This window comes from Rhizobium sp. SVR5-9E, assembly GCF_056755095.1.
In genome coordinates, this window is record NZ_JBNDHS010000038.1 from 1 (window position 1) to 15,558 (window position 15,558).

Annotated in this window: 12 protein-coding genes; 4 read left to right on the forward strand and 8 right to left on the reverse strand. The window is 61.7% G+C overall.

What is annotated here, in order from left to right; genetic code table 11:
* The 4 genes from ACPYOJ_RS17770 to ACPYOJ_RS17785 all read right to left on the reverse strand — a co-directional run.
* A partial coding sequence (locus tag ACPYOJ_RS17770; RefSeq protein WP_481417423.1) for a dihydroxy-acid dehydratase domain-containing protein occupies positions 1 to 402 on the reverse strand: 402 nt, incomplete at its 3' end.
* Between the two features lie 138 nt (positions 403 to 540).
* Positions 541 to 3,738, reverse strand: a complete 3,198-nt coding sequence (locus ACPYOJ_RS17775) for an efflux RND transporter permease subunit (protein WP_481417424.1) — start codon at positions 3,736 to 3,738, stop codon at positions 541 to 543.
* 255 nt (positions 3,739 to 3,993) lie between these two features.
* Positions 3,994 to 5,181: an efflux RND transporter periplasmic adaptor subunit gene (locus ACPYOJ_RS17780; protein ID WP_481417425.1), complete on the reverse strand. Its 1,188-nt coding sequence runs from the start codon at positions 5,179 to 5,181 to the stop codon at positions 3,994 to 3,996.
* A gap of 45 nt (positions 5,182 to 5,226) precedes the next feature.
* The gene (locus ACPYOJ_RS17785) at positions 5,227 to 6,039 is read right to left on the reverse strand and encodes an alpha/beta hydrolase fold domain-containing protein (protein WP_481417460.1); all 813 of its coding nucleotides are present in this window, start codon (positions 6,037 to 6,039) and stop codon (positions 5,227 to 5,229) included.
* A gap of 154 nt (positions 6,040 to 6,193) precedes the next feature.
* On the opposite strand from ACPYOJ_RS17785, the gene ACPYOJ_RS17790 reads away from it, so the two are divergent.
* The gene (locus ACPYOJ_RS17790; protein ID WP_168832465.1) at positions 6,194 to 7,105 is read left to right on the forward strand and encodes a LysR family transcriptional regulator; all 912 of its coding nucleotides are present in this window, start codon (positions 6,194 to 6,196) and stop codon (positions 7,103 to 7,105) included.
* A gap of 235 nt (positions 7,106 to 7,340) precedes the next feature.
* On the opposite strand, the gene ACPYOJ_RS17795 is transcribed toward ACPYOJ_RS17790, so the two are convergent.
* Together ACPYOJ_RS17795 and ACPYOJ_RS17800 are read right to left on the reverse strand one after the other, a co-directional pair.
* Entirely contained in the window at positions 7,341 to 8,243 is a 903-nt protein-coding gene (locus tag ACPYOJ_RS17795) for an SDR family oxidoreductase (protein ID WP_481417426.1), read from the reverse strand.
* 79 nt (positions 8,244 to 8,322) lie between these two features.
* Entirely contained in the window at positions 8,323 to 9,063 is a 741-nt protein-coding gene (locus ACPYOJ_RS17800) for an SDR family oxidoreductase (protein ID WP_481417427.1), read from the reverse strand.
* 122 nt (positions 9,064 to 9,185) lie between these two features.
* Between ACPYOJ_RS17800 and ACPYOJ_RS17805 the strand changes: the two genes are divergently transcribed.
* Together ACPYOJ_RS17805 and ACPYOJ_RS17810 are read left to right on the forward strand one after the other, a co-directional pair.
* Positions 9,186 to 10,088, forward strand: coding sequence for a LysR family transcriptional regulator (locus ACPYOJ_RS17805; protein ID WP_481417428.1), 903 nt, complete (start codon positions 9,186 to 9,188; stop codon positions 10,086 to 10,088).
* Between the two features lie 50 nt (positions 10,089 to 10,138).
* A complete protein-coding gene (locus tag ACPYOJ_RS17810) occupies positions 10,139 to 10,726 on the forward strand; it encodes a DNA-3-methyladenine glycosylase (RefSeq protein WP_481417429.1) in 588 nt (195 codons plus the stop codon).
* Between the two features lie 60 nt (positions 10,727 to 10,786).
* On the opposite strand, the gene ACPYOJ_RS17815 is transcribed toward ACPYOJ_RS17810, so the two are convergent.
* Both ACPYOJ_RS17815 and ACPYOJ_RS17820 read right to left on the reverse strand, forming a co-directional pair.
* Positions 10,787 to 12,334, reverse strand: coding sequence for a DHA2 family efflux MFS transporter permease subunit (locus ACPYOJ_RS17815; RefSeq protein ID WP_481417430.1), 1,548 nt, complete (start codon positions 12,332 to 12,334; stop codon positions 10,787 to 10,789).
* Positions 12,327 to 13,553: an HlyD family secretion protein gene (locus ACPYOJ_RS17820; RefSeq protein WP_481417431.1), complete on the reverse strand. Its 1,227-nt coding sequence runs from the start codon at positions 13,551 to 13,553 to the stop codon at positions 12,327 to 12,329. Before ACPYOJ_RS17820 ends, ACPYOJ_RS17815 begins: the two co-directional genes overlap by 8 nt.
* A gap of 288 nt (positions 13,554 to 13,841) precedes the next feature.
* Between ACPYOJ_RS17820 and ACPYOJ_RS17825 the strand changes: the two genes are divergently transcribed.
* Complete coding sequence (locus ACPYOJ_RS17825; protein ID WP_481417432.1) at positions 13,842 to 15,383, forward strand: cation:proton antiporter; 1,542 nt, start codon at positions 13,842 to 13,844, stop codon at positions 15,381 to 15,383.
* The last annotated feature ends 175 nt before the right edge of the window (positions 15,384 to 15,558 follow it).

A 15,558-nucleotide genomic window follows, 5' to 3' on the forward strand; every position in this document is an offset into this window, starting at 1 on the left:
CGTGGTCTTGTCGCAGCCGGTCGTTAGCACGACGCCATCGAGCGGATAGCCGTAGAGAATTTCGACAAGGCCGAGATAGGCGAGATTGCGGTCGAGCGCCGCCGTTGGCCGCTTGCAGTTTTCGAAGATCGGATGTGTCGGAAACTCGATCGGAATGCCACCCGCATCCCGAATCCCGTCGCGCACGCGTTTGGCGAGCTCGATATGCACTCTGTTGCAGGGGGTCAGGTCGCTGCCGCTCTGGGCGATGCCAATGATCGGCTTGCCGGAGCGCAGCTCCTCCGGTGTGATGCCGTAGTTCATGAAGCGCTCGAGGTAGAGAGCCGTCATGTCTATATGGTCCGGATTGTCGAACCAGTCCTGCGAACGCAGGCGACGTTTCGGCGTTTCATTGTCGGTCATTCCTTCCTCCCGAGCGAGGGATTGCTCCCTGCATGCGATGTACGTTCGTCAAAAAACATAGACAGATGACGCCTGCGCGCAAATGAAAAAGGCGGGACCGATGTCCCGCCTTCGTTTTTTTGCTCGTCGAGCTCCCGCTTATTCGGCGGCGACCCGGACATGCTCTTCTTCATCCCGAGGATGATTGTCGTTGTGCTGGATCAGCGGACGGTTGCCCGTCATCCTGCGCAAGAGCACGTAGAAGACCGGCGTCATGAAGATGCCGAAGAAGGTCACGCCGATCATGCCCGAGAAGACGGCGACACCCATGGCGGCGCGCATTTCCGAACCGGCACCCGTCGAGGTGACGAGCGGCACCACGCCCATGATGAAGGCCATGGAGGTCATCAGGATCGGGCGCAGGCGCAGGCGGCTTGCCTCGATTGCGGCCTGGACCGGCGTCCTGCCCTCGAATTCGAGCTCGCGGGCGAATTCCACGATCAGGATCGCGTTCTTCGCCGAGAGGCCGACAAGGACCACGAAGCCGATCTGGGTGAAGATGTTGTTGTCTCCACCCGTGAGCCAGACACCGGTCAGTGCGGCCAGCAGGCTCATCGGCACGATCATGATGATCGCCAGCGGCAGGGTCAGGCTCTCATACTGGGCAGCCAGCACGAGGAAGACGAGCAGTAGGGCGAGCGGGAAGACGACGACGCTCGAATTGCCGGCAAGGATCTGCTGATAGGTCAGATCCGTCCATTCGAAGTCGATGCCCGGAGGCAGCGTCTCCTTCAGGATCTTCTCGATTGCCGCCTGCGCCTGGCCGGACGAGAAGCCCGGTGCCGGACCGCCGTTGATATCGGCCGCGAGGAAGCCGTTGTAGCGGTTCGCACGCTCCGGACCGGTGCTCGGCTCCACCTTCAGCAGCGCCGAAAGCGGGATCATCTGGCCCGATGCCGAGCGGACCTTCAACTGGCCGATATCTTCCGGCTGTGCCCGGAACTTGGCATCGGCCTGGACGCGGACGCTGTAGGTGCGGCCGAAGGCGTTGAAGTCGTTGACGTAAAGCGAGCCGAGATAGATCTGCAGCGTCTGGAAGACGTCGGTGACGGAGACCCCGAGCTGCTCGGCCTTGGCGCGGTCGAGATCGGCATAGAGCTGCGGCACGTTGACCTGGAAGCTGGAGAACAGACCGGCAAGCTCAGGCGTCTGGTAGGCCTTGCCGAGCACTGCCTTGGTCGCCTCGTCGAGCGCTTGGTTGCCGAGACCCGCACGATCCTCGATCTGCAGCTTGAATCCACCCGTCGTGCCGAGACCGTTGACCGGCGGTGGCGGGAACATGGCGATGAAGGCATCCTGGATGGCGCCGAACTTCTGGTTCAGTGCCATGGCGATCGCGCCGCCCGAAAGGTCCGGCGTCTTGCGCTCGTCGAAGTCCTTCAGCGTCACGAAGACGATGCCGGCATTCGAGGAGTTGGTGAAGCCATTGATCGACAGGCCCGGGAAGGCGATCGCATGGTCAACACCCGGCTGCTTCAGGGCGATATCGGTCATGCGCTTGATGACGTCTTCGGTGCGGTCGAGGCTTGCGGCATCCGGCAGCTGTGCGAAGCCGATCAGATACTGCTTGTCCTGCGACGGCACGAAGCCGCCCGGAACCGTGGTGAACAGGCTGTAAGTCGTTCCCACCAGGGCAAGATAGACCACCATGACGATGCTCTTGCGCGACAGGAGACCGCCCACGCCCTTGCCGTAGTAGCTGGAACCGACACCGAAGGCGCGGTTGAAGCCGCGGAAGAACCAGCCGAAGATCGCGTCCATGAACCGCGTCAGCCAGTCCTTCGGTGCGTGATGCCCCTTCAGAAGAAGAGCGGCAAGCGCCGGGGAGAGCGTCAGCGAGTTGAAGGCAGAAATTACGGTCGAAATCGCGATCGTCAGCGCGAACTGGCGGTAGAACTGACCCGACAGGCCGGAGATGAAGGCGAGCGGCACGAAGACCGCGACCAGCACCAGCGCGATCGCGATGATTGGGCCGGACACTTCCTTCATGGCCTTATAGGTGGCCTGGCGCGGACTAAGCCCGTTCTCGATATTGCGTTCGACGTTTTCAACGACAACGATCGCATCGTCGACGACGATACCGATCGCCAGCACCAGCCCGAAGAGGCTGAGCGCGTTGATCGAGAAGCCCAGGACATACATGACCGCGAACGTACCGATGATCGATACCGGAACGGCGATCAGCGGAATGATCGAGGCACGCCATGTCTGCAGGAAGAGGATGACGACGAGAACGACGAGCGCGATAGCCTCGAGCAGCGTATCGATGACCTTTTCGATCGAGGCGCGGACGAACTTCGTCGTATCGTAGACGATTTCGTACTTGACGCCATCAGGCATCGCCTGCTGCAGCGTGTCCATGGTGGCGCGCACGTTGTCTGCGATCTCGATCGCGTTCGAACCCGGCGCCTGAAGGACGGCGACGGCGACGGCCGGCTTGCCGTCGAGCAGTGAACGCAGGCTATAGTCGGCGGCACCAAGTTCGATGCGGGCAACGTCGCGAAGGCGGGTGATTTCACCGTTGGCGCCTGTCTTGACGATGATGTTGCCGAATTCCTCAGGTGTGCGCAGACGTCCCTGGGCATTGACGTTGAGCTGCAGGTCGACGCCCGTCGGGCTCGGCGACGCGCCAATGATGCCGGCGGCGGCCTGCACGTTCTGGGAATTGATCGCATTGCTGATGTCGCTGGCGGCAAGATTGTGCTCGGCGGCCTTCTGCGGATCGATCCAGACGCGCATCGAATAGTCGCCGGCGCCGAAGACCTGCACCTGGCCCACACCCGGGATGCGGGCAAGCCGGTCCTTGACGTTCAGGGTCGCGTAGTTGCGCAGGTAGGTGATGTCATGATTGTCTCCATCCGAGACGAGGTTCACGACCATGATGAAGTCGGGCGAGCTCTTGACCGTGGTGATGCCGAGCGCGCGCACCTCCGCCGGAAGACGCGGCTCGGCCTGCGAAACACGGTTCTGCACGAGCTGCTGCGCCTTGTCCGGATCGGTGCCGAGCTGGAAGGTCACGGTGACGTTAAGAGCGCCGTCGGAGGTCGCCTGGCTGGACATGTAGAGCATGCCCTCGACGCCATTGATCTGCTCTTCGAGCGGCGTCGCCACCGTTTCGGCGATGACGGACGGGTTGGCGCCGGGATAGGTGGCGTGCACGACGACGGAAGGCGGCACGACTTCCGGATATTCCGAAATCGGCAGCGCCCTGAGGCCGATCAGGCCGGCGACGACGATGAGGACCGAAAGAACACCGGCAAACACCGGGCGGTCGACAAAGAATCTGGAGATGTTCATATCAAAGCCCTCTCCGGGGTGAACATGGAAATAAGGTCCCTCTCCGGCGGCATGGGAGGCCGCCGGCGGGTGGTATATTTTGGATTGCGGCCCATCCCCTTCTCCCCAGCGGGGAGAAGATGTCCGTCAGGACAGATGAGGGGGTGAGCGACGAAGGAGCGAACGGCTGAGCGAAAGCGAGGCCGTCCCGGCCGCACCCGCCGCCTCATCCGGCCCTTCGGGCCACCTTCTCCCCGTGGGGGAGAAGGGAATTTTTCAGTTGGTCGCGACCTTCTCTTCCATCTGGGGCGCCACGACTGCGCCCGGACGGATACGCTGCAGCCCGTTGACGACGATCTTCTCGCCGGCAGTGAGGCCGCCTTCGATCACCCGCTGGCCGTCGAACAGCGAGCCGAGCTGGATCTGCCGGTAGCTGACCTTGTTCTCGCCATCGACGACGAAGACGAACTTCTTGTCCTGATCAGTGCCGACCGCGCGGTCGTTGATGACGATCTTGTTCTCGGATTTCGGCTGCCCCATGCGGACCCGTACGAACTGGCCGGGGATCAGCTTGCCGCCGGGATTGTCGAAGACGGCGCGGACCGCAATGGTGCCGCTTGCCGCATCGACTTCGTTGTCGACGAGCTGCAGCTTGCCCTTGATCGGCGTGCCGTCATCGGCAAGCGTGCCGACTTCAACCGGGATCCGTTCGACGGCCGGCAGCGCGGCGTCGGTTGCCGGAAGCTCCGAAAGCGCCTTCGTCACCATTTCTTCGCTTGCATTGAAGCTCGCATAGATCGGGTCGACGGAGACGAGCGTCGTCAGTTCCGGCGAGGCGGAGCCAGCAGCGACAAGGTTGCCGACGGTGACCTCGATCTTGCCGATGCGGCCGGAAACCGGGGCATGCACCTGCGTGTAGTCGAGGTCGAGCTGGGCGGATTGAAGGGCCGCCTGAGCCGAACGAAGGCCCGCTTGTGCCTCGGCAAGCGTGCTCTGACGCTGATCGAGGTCGCTCTGCGAGATCGTGCGGTTGTCGGAAAGCTTGCGGCCGCGGTCGAGTTCGGTCTGCGCCAGGCCGACCTTGGCTTCGGCCGAAGCGACCTGGCCCTGCGCCTGCGCGACTGCAGCCTCATACGGAGCCGGGTCGATGGTGAAAAGCAGATCGCCCGCCTTCACCAGCGCGCCTTCGCGGAAATGCACGGACTGGATGGCACCCGCAACGCGCGGGCGGACCTGAACGCGGTCTACCGCTTCCAGGCGGCCCGAAAAGTCTTCCCAGGCCGTCACGTCACGGCTCTGGACCACGGCAACGGTGACCGGCACAGCGGGAGCCTGCGCGGGTTCCGAAGCGGCGGTCGCAGCCGTGCTCATCGGCAATTCAAAAAAGATAGCGGCCGCCGAAACAGACGCAACAACACCTATGCCGGCGCCCACCAGGGCCCAGCGTTTCTTTCTGGACGTCATTGGTACTCTCCTTCCGGCCGCTACGGCCGGCAAAACAGGTTGTCTTCAATGCAATTGCTGCTGAACGCTTAACTCTCGGAGGAAACTTTCGAACTCGCGGCTGACGTTTTCCTGCCAATTCGAAGTGCCGTCCGTTTTCCCGCCATAAATCGAAGGCCAGCCTGCCCGGGCGGGGAGGATGTGCTGGCGAACTGCGACGCCGGCCGTTTTGAGGCGGGCGCCGTAACCGACGGTCTCATCGCGCAGAGGATCGTCCTCCGCCGTAAAAATGAGAGCCGGAGCAACACCGGCGATGCGCGAACAGAGACAGGGCGCGGCGTAGGGATGGCACCCGCCGCCGCTGAGATAATGGCTCCAGCCTTCCGTCCAGCGCTGACGCATGCCGATACCATCCGCTTTCCGGATGGAGGCCGTACCCATGAACGGATCAAGAAGCGGGGAAATGAGTATCTGGCCATCGAGCGCATCGGCATAATGATCGCGCGCCTTCAGCGCTACACCGGCCGCAATATTGCCGCCAGCCTCTTCGCCGGCGACCAGGAGCAGCGAATTGCGATCGCCGATGCCCGAGGCGCGCTTGTTGGCAAGATAGGAAAAGAGGGAATAGCCGACTTCGAGCGGCTTCGGAAAGACGTTGCCGAGCGGCGCATTGTAATCAGGGATCGCAACGATCGCGCCGGCTTTCGCCATGCTCTCGGCAACAGCACTTTCCTTGATGCCAGATTGCAGGAAGGCACCGCCGTGGAAGAACAGAACGATCGGCGCCCCCTTGCCAAACTCGGCGCCCTGATAGACGCGTGCGGAAACGGGGCCAGTGGCCACCTTCTCCAGCACTATGTCTTTCACCTGCATCGCCATCGTTCCGGCTTTCATTTGGTCGGCGCAAACAGCTATGGCTTGCCATTCTACCAAAAAACATATTGTTATTCACATCGCGGAATAAGAAGGTCTATTACGATTACACTGTTCCGATTTTCGAATAATATCGCAGTGCACACTGTGGAGATCTCCAATGGACCAACTCTCGGCAATGCGCGCGTTCATACGCGTCGTGGAGACGGGCAACTTTACGCGAGCGGCCGAGACGCTCTCAATGCCCAAGGCGACAATCACCAATCTCATTCAGGGCTTGGAGGCGCATCTGCACACCAAGCTGCTCAACCGGACGACGCGACGCGTCATGGTCACGACAGACGGCGCGCTTTATTACGAACGCGCCTCTCAGATCGTCTCCGAGCTCGAAGAACTCGACGGCAGCCTTTCCAACTCGCAGAGCCTTCCGAGCGGCCGCTTACGCGTTGAAATGGCAGGTGCTTTTGCCGATACCATTGTTGTTCCGGCGCTCTGCGATTTCTACGAGAAATATCCTGAAATCCGCATCGATCTGGGCGTCAGCGACCGCAACGTCGACTACCTTGCAGAGAATGTCGACTGTGCCCTTCGCGGCGGTACGCCAGCCGATCAATCTCTGATCGCAAGGCGCGTCTCGGAGGTCGAAATGATAACCTGCGCTGCCCCGCGCTATATCGAAAAGTTCGGCATCCCGGGCCGGCCCGAGGAACTGGAAGCCGACCACTATTCGGTCAGCTATTTCCGCGCTCAAACCAACCGCGCCTTTCCCTTCGAGTTTCGCAAGGGCAACGAAGAGCTCGAAGTCAATCCGCGCTGCATCGTCGCCGTCAATGACAGCCGGACGTACGTGACGGCTGTCCTGAATGGTCTCGGTATTGCACAGATTCCACGCTTCATGATCGGCGACGCCCTTGCCAAGGGCGAGCTGGTGCCAGTCTTGCCCGAGTGGAGCCGCGAGCCGCTGCCGCTCTACGTCGTCTATCCGCCGAACCGGCACTTGAGCAACAAGGTGCGCGTTTTCGTCGACTGGCTGGTGAAGCTGCTTGCCGACGCGAAGCTCAACGAGCCCTGAAGACGGAAGCGGCCCGGAAGGCAGGGAAACCTTCGACGGGCCGCGATCGGATCAACTTTGAATTTCGAGGTCCACCGCGTCACCAGGGGAAATGGCCCGGCGGACCTTGGAGGTGGGCGGCAGGACGGAGACTTCCCGTCGCCCCTTGCCGAATAGAGATACGCCCTAATGCGAACTTTGTAAGGCGTTTGATTCTCATAGCAGTGTTCGCAAAAATGCAACAATCAAGCCCGCATCAGTCGATCACCGAGGGCTTCAGCAGGTCCTCCAGACCGACGCGGTAGAAGAGTTCGGCCCTGACGCGATCGGCAACGCCGTTGACGATCTCGGCACCGTCCTGCGACGGATCAACGTGGACGCGGAACGGACGCTTGCCGAACGGCTTGCCGACGACGTCGACGATGGCGCGGGCAACCTCTTCAGGATCGGCATCGGCAGGCTCAAGTGCTGCCAGCCCCTGCAGCGCCTTGTCCGAAACGCCCTGGTAAGGACCTTCCAGATATTCGGCAGCGCGTCCGGTATCGGCCGGAGAGCCGGAATGCGCGAAGTGGTTCGTGCCCTTGGTGAAGGCGCCGGGAACGATGATCGAGGTCTCGATGCCCCAGCGGGTCAGTTCGCTGGCATAGGAGACGGCCAGCGAGTCCATCGCGGCCTTGGCTGCGAAATACGGCGCGAGAAAGGGCGGCGTGCCGCCGCGGGTGCTGGAGGACGAGACCCAGACAATCAGGCCCCTACCCTGCTTGCGCAGCTGCGGCAGGGCCGCGCGGTTGAGGCGCTGCGTGGAGAGCACGTTGATATCGAAGAGTTCCGCATATTGCTCCGGCGTAAAGGCCTCGGCCGGGCCGAAGGACATATGACCGGCATTGTGGACGATGACGTCGAGGTGGCCGTTTTCGGCAACGATCTTTTCGACCGCCTGCTCGATCGAGACATTATCGGTGACATCCAGCTCTATGCTGCGCAGATCGGCGTTGTTTTCCTTAGCGAACGCTGCCGCATCTTCAACGGCCTTGGCATTGCGGCTTTGCGTGGCGCGGATGCCGGCATAAACGGTATGGCCTGCTTTTGCGAGGGCGCGTGCGGTCATCGCACCGAAGCCGCTCGATGCACCCGTGACGACGATAACTTGCTTGCTCATTGTGCTGCTCCTTCTTCAAATCAGATCGGTGAATATTCGGGGAGAAAGGGGAGACGGATGACCGCCTCCCGGCTGGACGTCAGATCATGCCGCCGTTGGCACGCAGCACTTGGCCGTTGATCCAGCTGCCGTCTGGACCGGCGAGGAAGGCGACCGCGGCGGCGATGTCTTCCGGCGTGCCGAGACGCTCCAGCGGGTTCATCTTCGCCATACGGCCGATCAGTTCCTCGGACTTGCCGCTGAGGAAGAGGTCTGTGGCGGTTGGGCCGGGGGCGATTGCGTTGACGGTGATATTCCGGCCGCGCATTTCCTTCGACATGATCGCCGTCAGCGTCTCCACGGCAGCCTTGGTAGCGGCATAGACGCCATAGGTCTCGAGCTTGAGGCCGACGACACTCGTCGAGAAATTGATGATCCGGCCACCATCACGAAGGCGCTTGGCGGCTTGGCGCAGCGTATTGAAGGTACCCTTCAGGTTGACGCTGATGTGACGGTCGAAATGGGCATCGTCCGCGTCGGCGATCGGCGAAAGCATCATGATGCCGGCATTGTTGACGAGCACATCCACGCCGCCAAACGCTGCTTCTGCGGCATCGAACATGCGGCGCACGGCTTCCGCGTCGCTGACGTCGGCTTTCGCCGTCAGAGCCTTGCCGCCGGACTGCTCGATCTTCCGAGCCAATTCTTCCGCGGGAGCGGCATTTCCGGAGTAGTTGATGACGACGGTAAAGCCGTCCTGGGCGAGACGCTCGGCGACAGCCGCCCCGATGCCGCGGGAAGCGCCGGTGACAAGAGCAACCTTATCGTTATTGTTAGCCATTTTCTTTCTCCTTCAGTCATTTGCGCCGCAGCGCGTTCCTATGAGAAGAAGATGCCCCTTTTCACTTTGCGGATAATCATGCATTCTTCGGCATCACTATGCGGAAATGACGAACAAATACGATGGACAGGTTCGATGCCATGCGGGTTTTCTCCCGCGTTGTGGAGAGGCGCAGCTTCACCCTTGCAGCCGAAGATATAGGATTGCCGCGCTCGACGGTAACCGACGCCGTGAAACAGCTGGAAGCCCGGCTTGGCGTTCGCCTGCTTCAGCGCACCACGCGCCATGTCAGCCCGACTCTCGACGGGGAAGCCTATTACCAGCGCTGCCTGTCGATCCTCGCCGACATCGAGGATGCCGAAGGCGCCTTTGCCGGCGCCAAGCCGAAAGGCACGCTTCGGGTGGACGTGCACGGCACGCTTGCCCGGCATTTCGTCCTGCCAAGCCTGCCGTCATTTCTGGAGACGTACCCGGATATCGAATTCTACATGAGCGAAGGCGACCGGCTGGTCGACCTGGTGCGCGAGGGCATCGATTGTGTGCTGCGGGTCGGCATTCCGCAGGATAGCGACATGATCGCAAGGCGTGTGGCCATGCTGGAGGAGATCACCCTCGCCTCGCCCGCTTATCTCGAGCGCCATGGCATTCCCGAACATCCGGACAAGCTGGACGGCCACCGCATGGTCGGCTTCCGTTCGACCGCGACCGGCGGCGTAATGCCACTGGAATTCCTGGTCGACGGCAGCATCCGCAATGTCACCCTGCCCGCGACGGTCACCGTCAACGCCGCCGAGAGCTTCATGTCGGCCGCCCGCCTCGGCCTGGGCTTGATACAGGTGCCGCGCTACCACGCCGAAAAGGACCTGGCCGCTGGCACCCTTATTCATGTGCTGCCGGATTTTCCGCTGACCGAAACGCCGGTTTCGCTCCTCTATCCACGCAACCGCCAGCTCTCGCCCCGTGTTCGCGTCTTCATAGACTGGCTGGTGAAAGTCTTCGCACAGCAGCCGCCAAGTTTCGGGTAGCGGCGCCCGGCACGCGGTGATATCGGCCGAAATCAGAGAACGGGATTTGAATGACGAACACGGGCGCCATCGGAAGCGGTCCTTTGACCGGCAATGAACTTCGAAGCTTCTTCGAGCGCGATGCGATCGCCGTCGCCCGCGATCTCATCGGATGCCATCTGCTCGTCAACGGTGCGGGCGGGCGGATCACCGAGACAGAGGCTTATTTCCCGCACGACGAGGCCTCGCACAGTTTCCGCGGCCCGACGAAACGGAACGGCGCAATGTTCGGCCCGCCGGGCAACGTCTATATCTACCGTATCTACGGCATGTACTGGTGCCTGAACTTCGTCTGCACGCCCGGCTCAGCCGTGTTGATCCGCGCCCTCGAACCAGAAAGCGGGATCGCTGCGATGACCGAGCGTCGCGGTACCGATGTTCTGACCCGGCTTTGCAGCGGCCCGGGCAAGCTCTGCCAGGCGCTCGGCATCGATATCGCACTCAACGATCGGCTGCTCGATCACCCGCCTTATTCCATCTCACCCTCCGCGCCGGTTCCGATCGTCGCGGGCACAAGGATCGGGATCACGAAAAATGCCGAAGCGCCGTGGCGCTTCGGCATTCAGGGTTCGCGGTATCTGAGCAAGCCGTTCCGCTAGAGCAATTCCGGAAACGTACCAAGCGGCCTTCCGTCCGGAATGGCGCGAACGCCCGGAACCTCATTCCATGACGGCGCTGTGATCGGATGGGGCGGCGGAAGCGGCCTTGGGCTTGCGCAGCAGCAGCACCAGCGGCATCACGGCCACGGACATCAGCATCAGGAGCTTGAAGTCGTCCATATAGGCGATGATCGTCGATTGCAGCGTGACGAGCTCATTGAGCGACGCCCGGCCTGCCGCGGTGAGCGGGCTGAGCGACTGTGCAGCGGCGGCATCGAAGGCCCGGTTGAACGGCGTGACATAGGCGGCGATCGACTCGTGATTGCTCTGGGTATTCTCGACGATCAGCGCCGAGACGATCGAAATGCCCACGCTGGAGCCGATGTTGCGGGACAGGTTGTAGAGGCCCGTACCATCGCCGCGCATATGCGCTGGCAGCGTCGAAAAGGCGATCGTCGTCAACGGCACGAAGAGGAAGCCGAGACCCGCACCCTGGATGAAGCCGACGGAAACGATCGTCCATTGCGAAACGTCCGGCGTCCAGCCCGTCATGTCATACATCGCCCATGCGGTCAGGCCGAGGCCCGCCAGAAGCAGCCAGCGGGTATCGACCTTGCCGATTAGGCGGCCAACGATGAACATGCAGAGCATGGTGCCGATGCCGCGCGGGCCCATGACGATCCCGGCGGTTGTCACCGGATAACCCATCAGCGTCTGCAGATAGGGCGTCATCAGCGCCAGCGAAGCGAGATAGGTGACGCCGACCACGAAGATGAACACCATGCTGACCGCAAAGTTCTGGTCGAGAAACAATCGTGGATTCACGAAGGATTTCTCGGCCGTCAGCGTATGCACCAAGAGCAGATAGAAGGCAGCCGCGCAGACGATCGCCTCGATCATGATTTCGCAGGACGAGAACCAGTCGAGCTGCTCGCCGCGATCGAGAAACAGCTGCAGCGCGGCGATGAAGAGGCTCATCATGCCGAAGCCGAACCAGTCGAGTTTCGCCAGAGCATCCCGCTTCGTTTCCGCCACGAAGATGACAATCCCGGCAAACGCCAGCGCACCGATCGGCACGTTTATGTAGAACACCCACCGCCAGCTGATGTTGTCCGTCAGCCAACCGCCGATGACCGGGCCCAGGACCGGCCCGACCATGACCGAGACGCCGAATAAGGCCATAGCCGAGCCGCGCTCCTCGACCGTATAGATGTCGAGGAGGATACCCTGAGAGAGTGGAACGAGAGCGGCGCCGAACAGGCCCTGCAACAGGCGGAACGCAACGATTTGGTTCAGCGATTGCGCCAGTCCGCAAAGGACCGATGCCACGACGAAGCCGACGATCGCCGTCAGCAGGACGTTCTTGCGGCCGAACTTGGCAGCCAGGAAGCCCGACGGCGGCGTCATGATGGCAGCCGCGACGATATAGGAGGTCAAAACCCAATTGATCTGGTCGGCACTCGCCGCAACGCTGCCCTGCACATAGGGCAGCGCCACGTTGGCGATGGTGGTGTCCAACGCCTGCATGATAACGGCGAGAATGACGCAGGCCGTGATCGCGCCGCGATTGGCAACGGGCGCGGCCGGAGATGCTGCAGCGTTACTCATGGTCCTTGCCGCCGGAACGGCCCAACAGATTATTGACGAAATCAGGCAGCCCACGGGCGTGGCCTGTATCGACATCGACGATCGTGCTCATGCCGACGCGCAGCGGCGGCTTACCGGCAGCATCCTCGATGCTGACGCGGATCGGAATGCGCTGGACGACCTTTACCCAGTTGCCGGTGGTGTTCTGCGCCGGCAGCAGCGAGAAGCTGGAACCGGATGCCGGACTGATGCTCTCGACCTGGCCCTTCCATTCAACGCCCGGATAGGTATCGACATAGATGGCCGCCTCCTGGCCCGGCTTCACATAGGTAAGCTCGGTCTCTTTCGGGCTTGCGGCGATCCACAGATGGTTGGTGGCGACCAGCGAGAAAGCCTGCTGGGAGGCCTGCAGGTACGAGCCAACCTGCAGCGCGTTGACGTTGGTGACGATGCCATCGAACGGTGCCTTGACGACGCTGTGGTCGAGTTCGCGCTGCGCATCGTCCACCTTCGACTTGGCCTCGAGATAGAGCGGGTTCTGCTCGACCGGTTGGCCGGCGTCGCCGCCGAGCTGGGCGAGCGTGGCCGCGGCTTGCGCTTTGGCGACGGCAACCTTCTGAAGCGCGGCATCGAGGTCGTGCTTTGCCTCGTCATAAGCCGAACGCGTCGCCGCGGAACTGTTAATGAGATTCTGCTGACGGGCGAACTGCGCCTGGTAATATGGGATGTCTGCCTCCGCCTGCGTGATTTCCGCGAGCGACTGCTGATAGCTGGCCTTCAGGTTTTCGATCTGGTTGCGCTGCGCGCCGAGCTGCGCCTTTGCGCCGTCGAGCGCGATCCGGAAGCTGTCAGGCTTCAGGCTGAAGAGCACCTGCCCCGCTTTGACGGCTTCGTTCTCGTGTACGTTGATCTGGTCGACGATGCCGGAAACGTCCGTCGTCAGGCCAACCATATCGGCCTGGATATAGGCGTTGTCGGTCGACATCACCTGTCCGCCGTTCACGTAGTAATAGCCGCCGACTACGAGGGCGACAGGCAGGAGCGCGAACAGCACGGGACGTGTGAGGCTGCGCCGACGGCGGACCTTGGTACCGTCGGGCGCAGCCACGGCGGCAACCGGCGCTGGATTGGATGAAGGCGCTTCGGCTACCGTTTCTTGGGTTTCGGAGATCTTCTTGTCTTCGGTGAGGTTCTTTGCACTGGCGTCACCAACGACGCGCAGGGAGGATTTGTCAGCCATGGTTCAGCTCATTCTCGGCGACCGGTGTCGGGCACGCCTGCACTAGGTTTGACTTCATGAGATAGGATGGGCACTCAAGATATGCCAGCTATTTATAAGCATACTTATGATCTTGCAAATACGTTCTGACCGTTCGCGGAACAAGATCAGCCGCCGGAAATTCTGCGACTGCGGCCAAAATGTCGCAGGCCATAGTTAAGCATTCGCTTCTCGAGCACCAGGGCGCCGTATGCAAGCGCCGCCGCCGCGCTAGTTCTTGTTCAAACACTGATGGCGATGGGGAAATCGATGGCGTTTTTCGAGAGCATGCTGAGCCTGTTGCTGGTCGCGATCGTGTTCTTGCAGTTCTCGCGGAAATTTCTGATCCCCTATCCGACCATGCTTGCGATCGCCGGGGTCATCGTCGCCGCTGTTCCCTGGGCGCCGGAAATCGGCATCGACCCTCAGCTGGCGCTCGCCCTGTTCATTGCCCCTGTTCTCTTCGACGCGGCCTATGATCTGCCGCCGAGAACCTTGAGGCAGAACTGGCTGCCGCTCGTTTCGCTCGCCGCTATCGCGGTCATGCTGACCACGGCCGCAGTCGCCTTCGTCGGCGTGACGGTCGCGGGCCTTCCGCTCGCAGCAGCGATCGCGCTCGGTGCCATCGTCGCCCCGCCCGACGCGGCGGCCGCGACAGCGATGCTTGAAAGGTTCAACCTGCCGCGCCAAACCTACGTCGTTCTCAAAGGCGAAAGCCTGCTGAACGACGCGGTCTCGCTGCTCATCTTCAGCGCCGCAGTCGCGGCCGCCGCCAGCCCCAGTTTCTTCGCGAGCGTCCTGCCGCTGCTTGCATTTGCCGTTCCCGGCGGACTCATCTTCGGTTATCTCGCAGGCCGCGCCTACATGCTGATCGGCATCAAGCTCGCAGGCACGCTCGGCGGGACGCTGCTGGAATTCGTCGCCACCTTCGGCACCTGGATCATCGCCGAACATCTGCATCTCTCGGCGATCCTGGCGATCGTCGCTTATGCGATGGTCATTGCCCGTTACATGCCGGAGCGCCAAAGCGCCCGTCATCGCATTCACTCCTATTCCGTCTGGGAGGCAGCGGTTTTCCTTCTGAACGTCCTGGCATTCCTGCTCATGGGCCTTCAGGCCCGGCAGATATTCCTCGAAATGGAACCGGACCGGCTGACATTCGCGATAACCGTCGCCATTGCCGTCTTCATTACCGTCGTCGTCGTACGCATGCTCTGGGAACTCCTCTATAACCGCACGATGGCTCTCTTCCCGTCGCGCCATGCCACGAAGCAGGCGCCGACGCTGGCCATGAGCCTCGTTGCCGGCTGGTGCGGCATGCGCGGGCTGGTGACTCTGGCGACCGCGCTTGCTCTGCCCTTCGACTTTCCGTCCCGCGATATCATTCTGCTTGCCGCGCTCGCCGTCGTTCTCGGCACCTTGATCATACAGGGTCTTACGCTCGGCCCGCTTATCCATTTTCTCCGCTTCGAGCCCGACCATTCATGGGGGAAAGATCTGTCGCAGGCCCGCGTCGAACTGATCGAAACCGCGCTCAAGGAACTCGAAACCAAGCAGGGAAAGTCGGCAAAAATCCTGCGCGATGTCTACGCTTCGGAGCGCGAGATCGCGCGCAGTGGCGAGCATCCGCGAGAGGTGGGTGAAATGGACGAACTGCGGCGGAACATCATCGCTGCCAAGCGGGAAAAACTCGCCGAAATGCGCCGTGCCGACGCCATCGACGACGATATGTTCCACATCCTGGAGCAGGAACTCGATTGGGCCGAGCTCGCTGCGTCGTCGCCCGAGAGCGAGCAGATCGTCGAGGGTTAAGGCCTCACGCAAATCTCAAAACGGCGAGCGGTTGGCGTTTGCAATTTTCGTCCACTGGCGTCTATATTCCTATGCCAGAGGTTTGCCCGGGACGAACCTCTGCCTCTTCGAAAAACCAGGCGCGGCGACCAGCCGCGTGACGAGACAGGAAGACGAGCACGGGAAACCGGGTTCC

Excerpts from the sequence above, each read along its gene's own strand:
- ACPYOJ_RS17775 (WP_481417424.1), bottom strand. The coding sequence starts at position 3,738 with ATGAACATCTCCAGATTCTTTGTCGACCGCCCGGTGTTTGCCGGTGTT.
- ACPYOJ_RS17780 (WP_481417425.1), bottom strand. The coding sequence starts at position 5,181 with ATGACGTCCAGAAAGAAACGCTGGGCCCTGGTGGGCGCCGGCATAGGT.
- ACPYOJ_RS17785 (WP_481417460.1), bottom strand. The coding sequence starts at position 6,039 with ATGGCGATGCAGGTGAAAGACATAGTGCTGGAGAAGGTGGCCACTGGC.
- ACPYOJ_RS17790 (WP_168832465.1), top strand. The coding sequence starts at position 6,194 with ATGGACCAACTCTCGGCAATGCGCGCGTTCATACGCGTCGTGGAGACG.
- ACPYOJ_RS17795 (WP_481417426.1), bottom strand. The coding sequence starts at position 8,243 with ATGAGCAAGCAAGTTATCGTCGTCACGGGTGCATCGAGCGGCTTCGGT.
- ACPYOJ_RS17800 (WP_481417427.1), bottom strand. The coding sequence starts at position 9,063 with ATGGCTAACAATAACGATAAGGTTGCTCTTGTCACCGGCGCTTCCCGC.
- ACPYOJ_RS17805 (WP_481417428.1), top strand. The coding sequence starts at position 9,186 with ATGGACAGGTTCGATGCCATGCGGGTTTTCTCCCGCGTTGTGGAGAGG.
- ACPYOJ_RS17810 (WP_481417429.1), top strand. The coding sequence starts at position 10,139 with ATGACGAACACGGGCGCCATCGGAAGCGGTCCTTTGACCGGCAATGAA.
- ACPYOJ_RS17815 (WP_481417430.1), bottom strand. The coding sequence starts at position 12,334 with ATGAGTAACGCTGCAGCATCTCCGGCCGCGCCCGTTGCCAATCGCGGC.
- ACPYOJ_RS17820 (WP_481417431.1), bottom strand. The coding sequence starts at position 13,553 with ATGGCTGACAAATCCTCCCTGCGCGTCGTTGGTGACGCCAGTGCAAAG.
- ACPYOJ_RS17825 (WP_481417432.1), top strand. The coding sequence starts at position 13,842 with ATGGCGTTTTTCGAGAGCATGCTGAGCCTGTTGCTGGTCGCGATCGTG.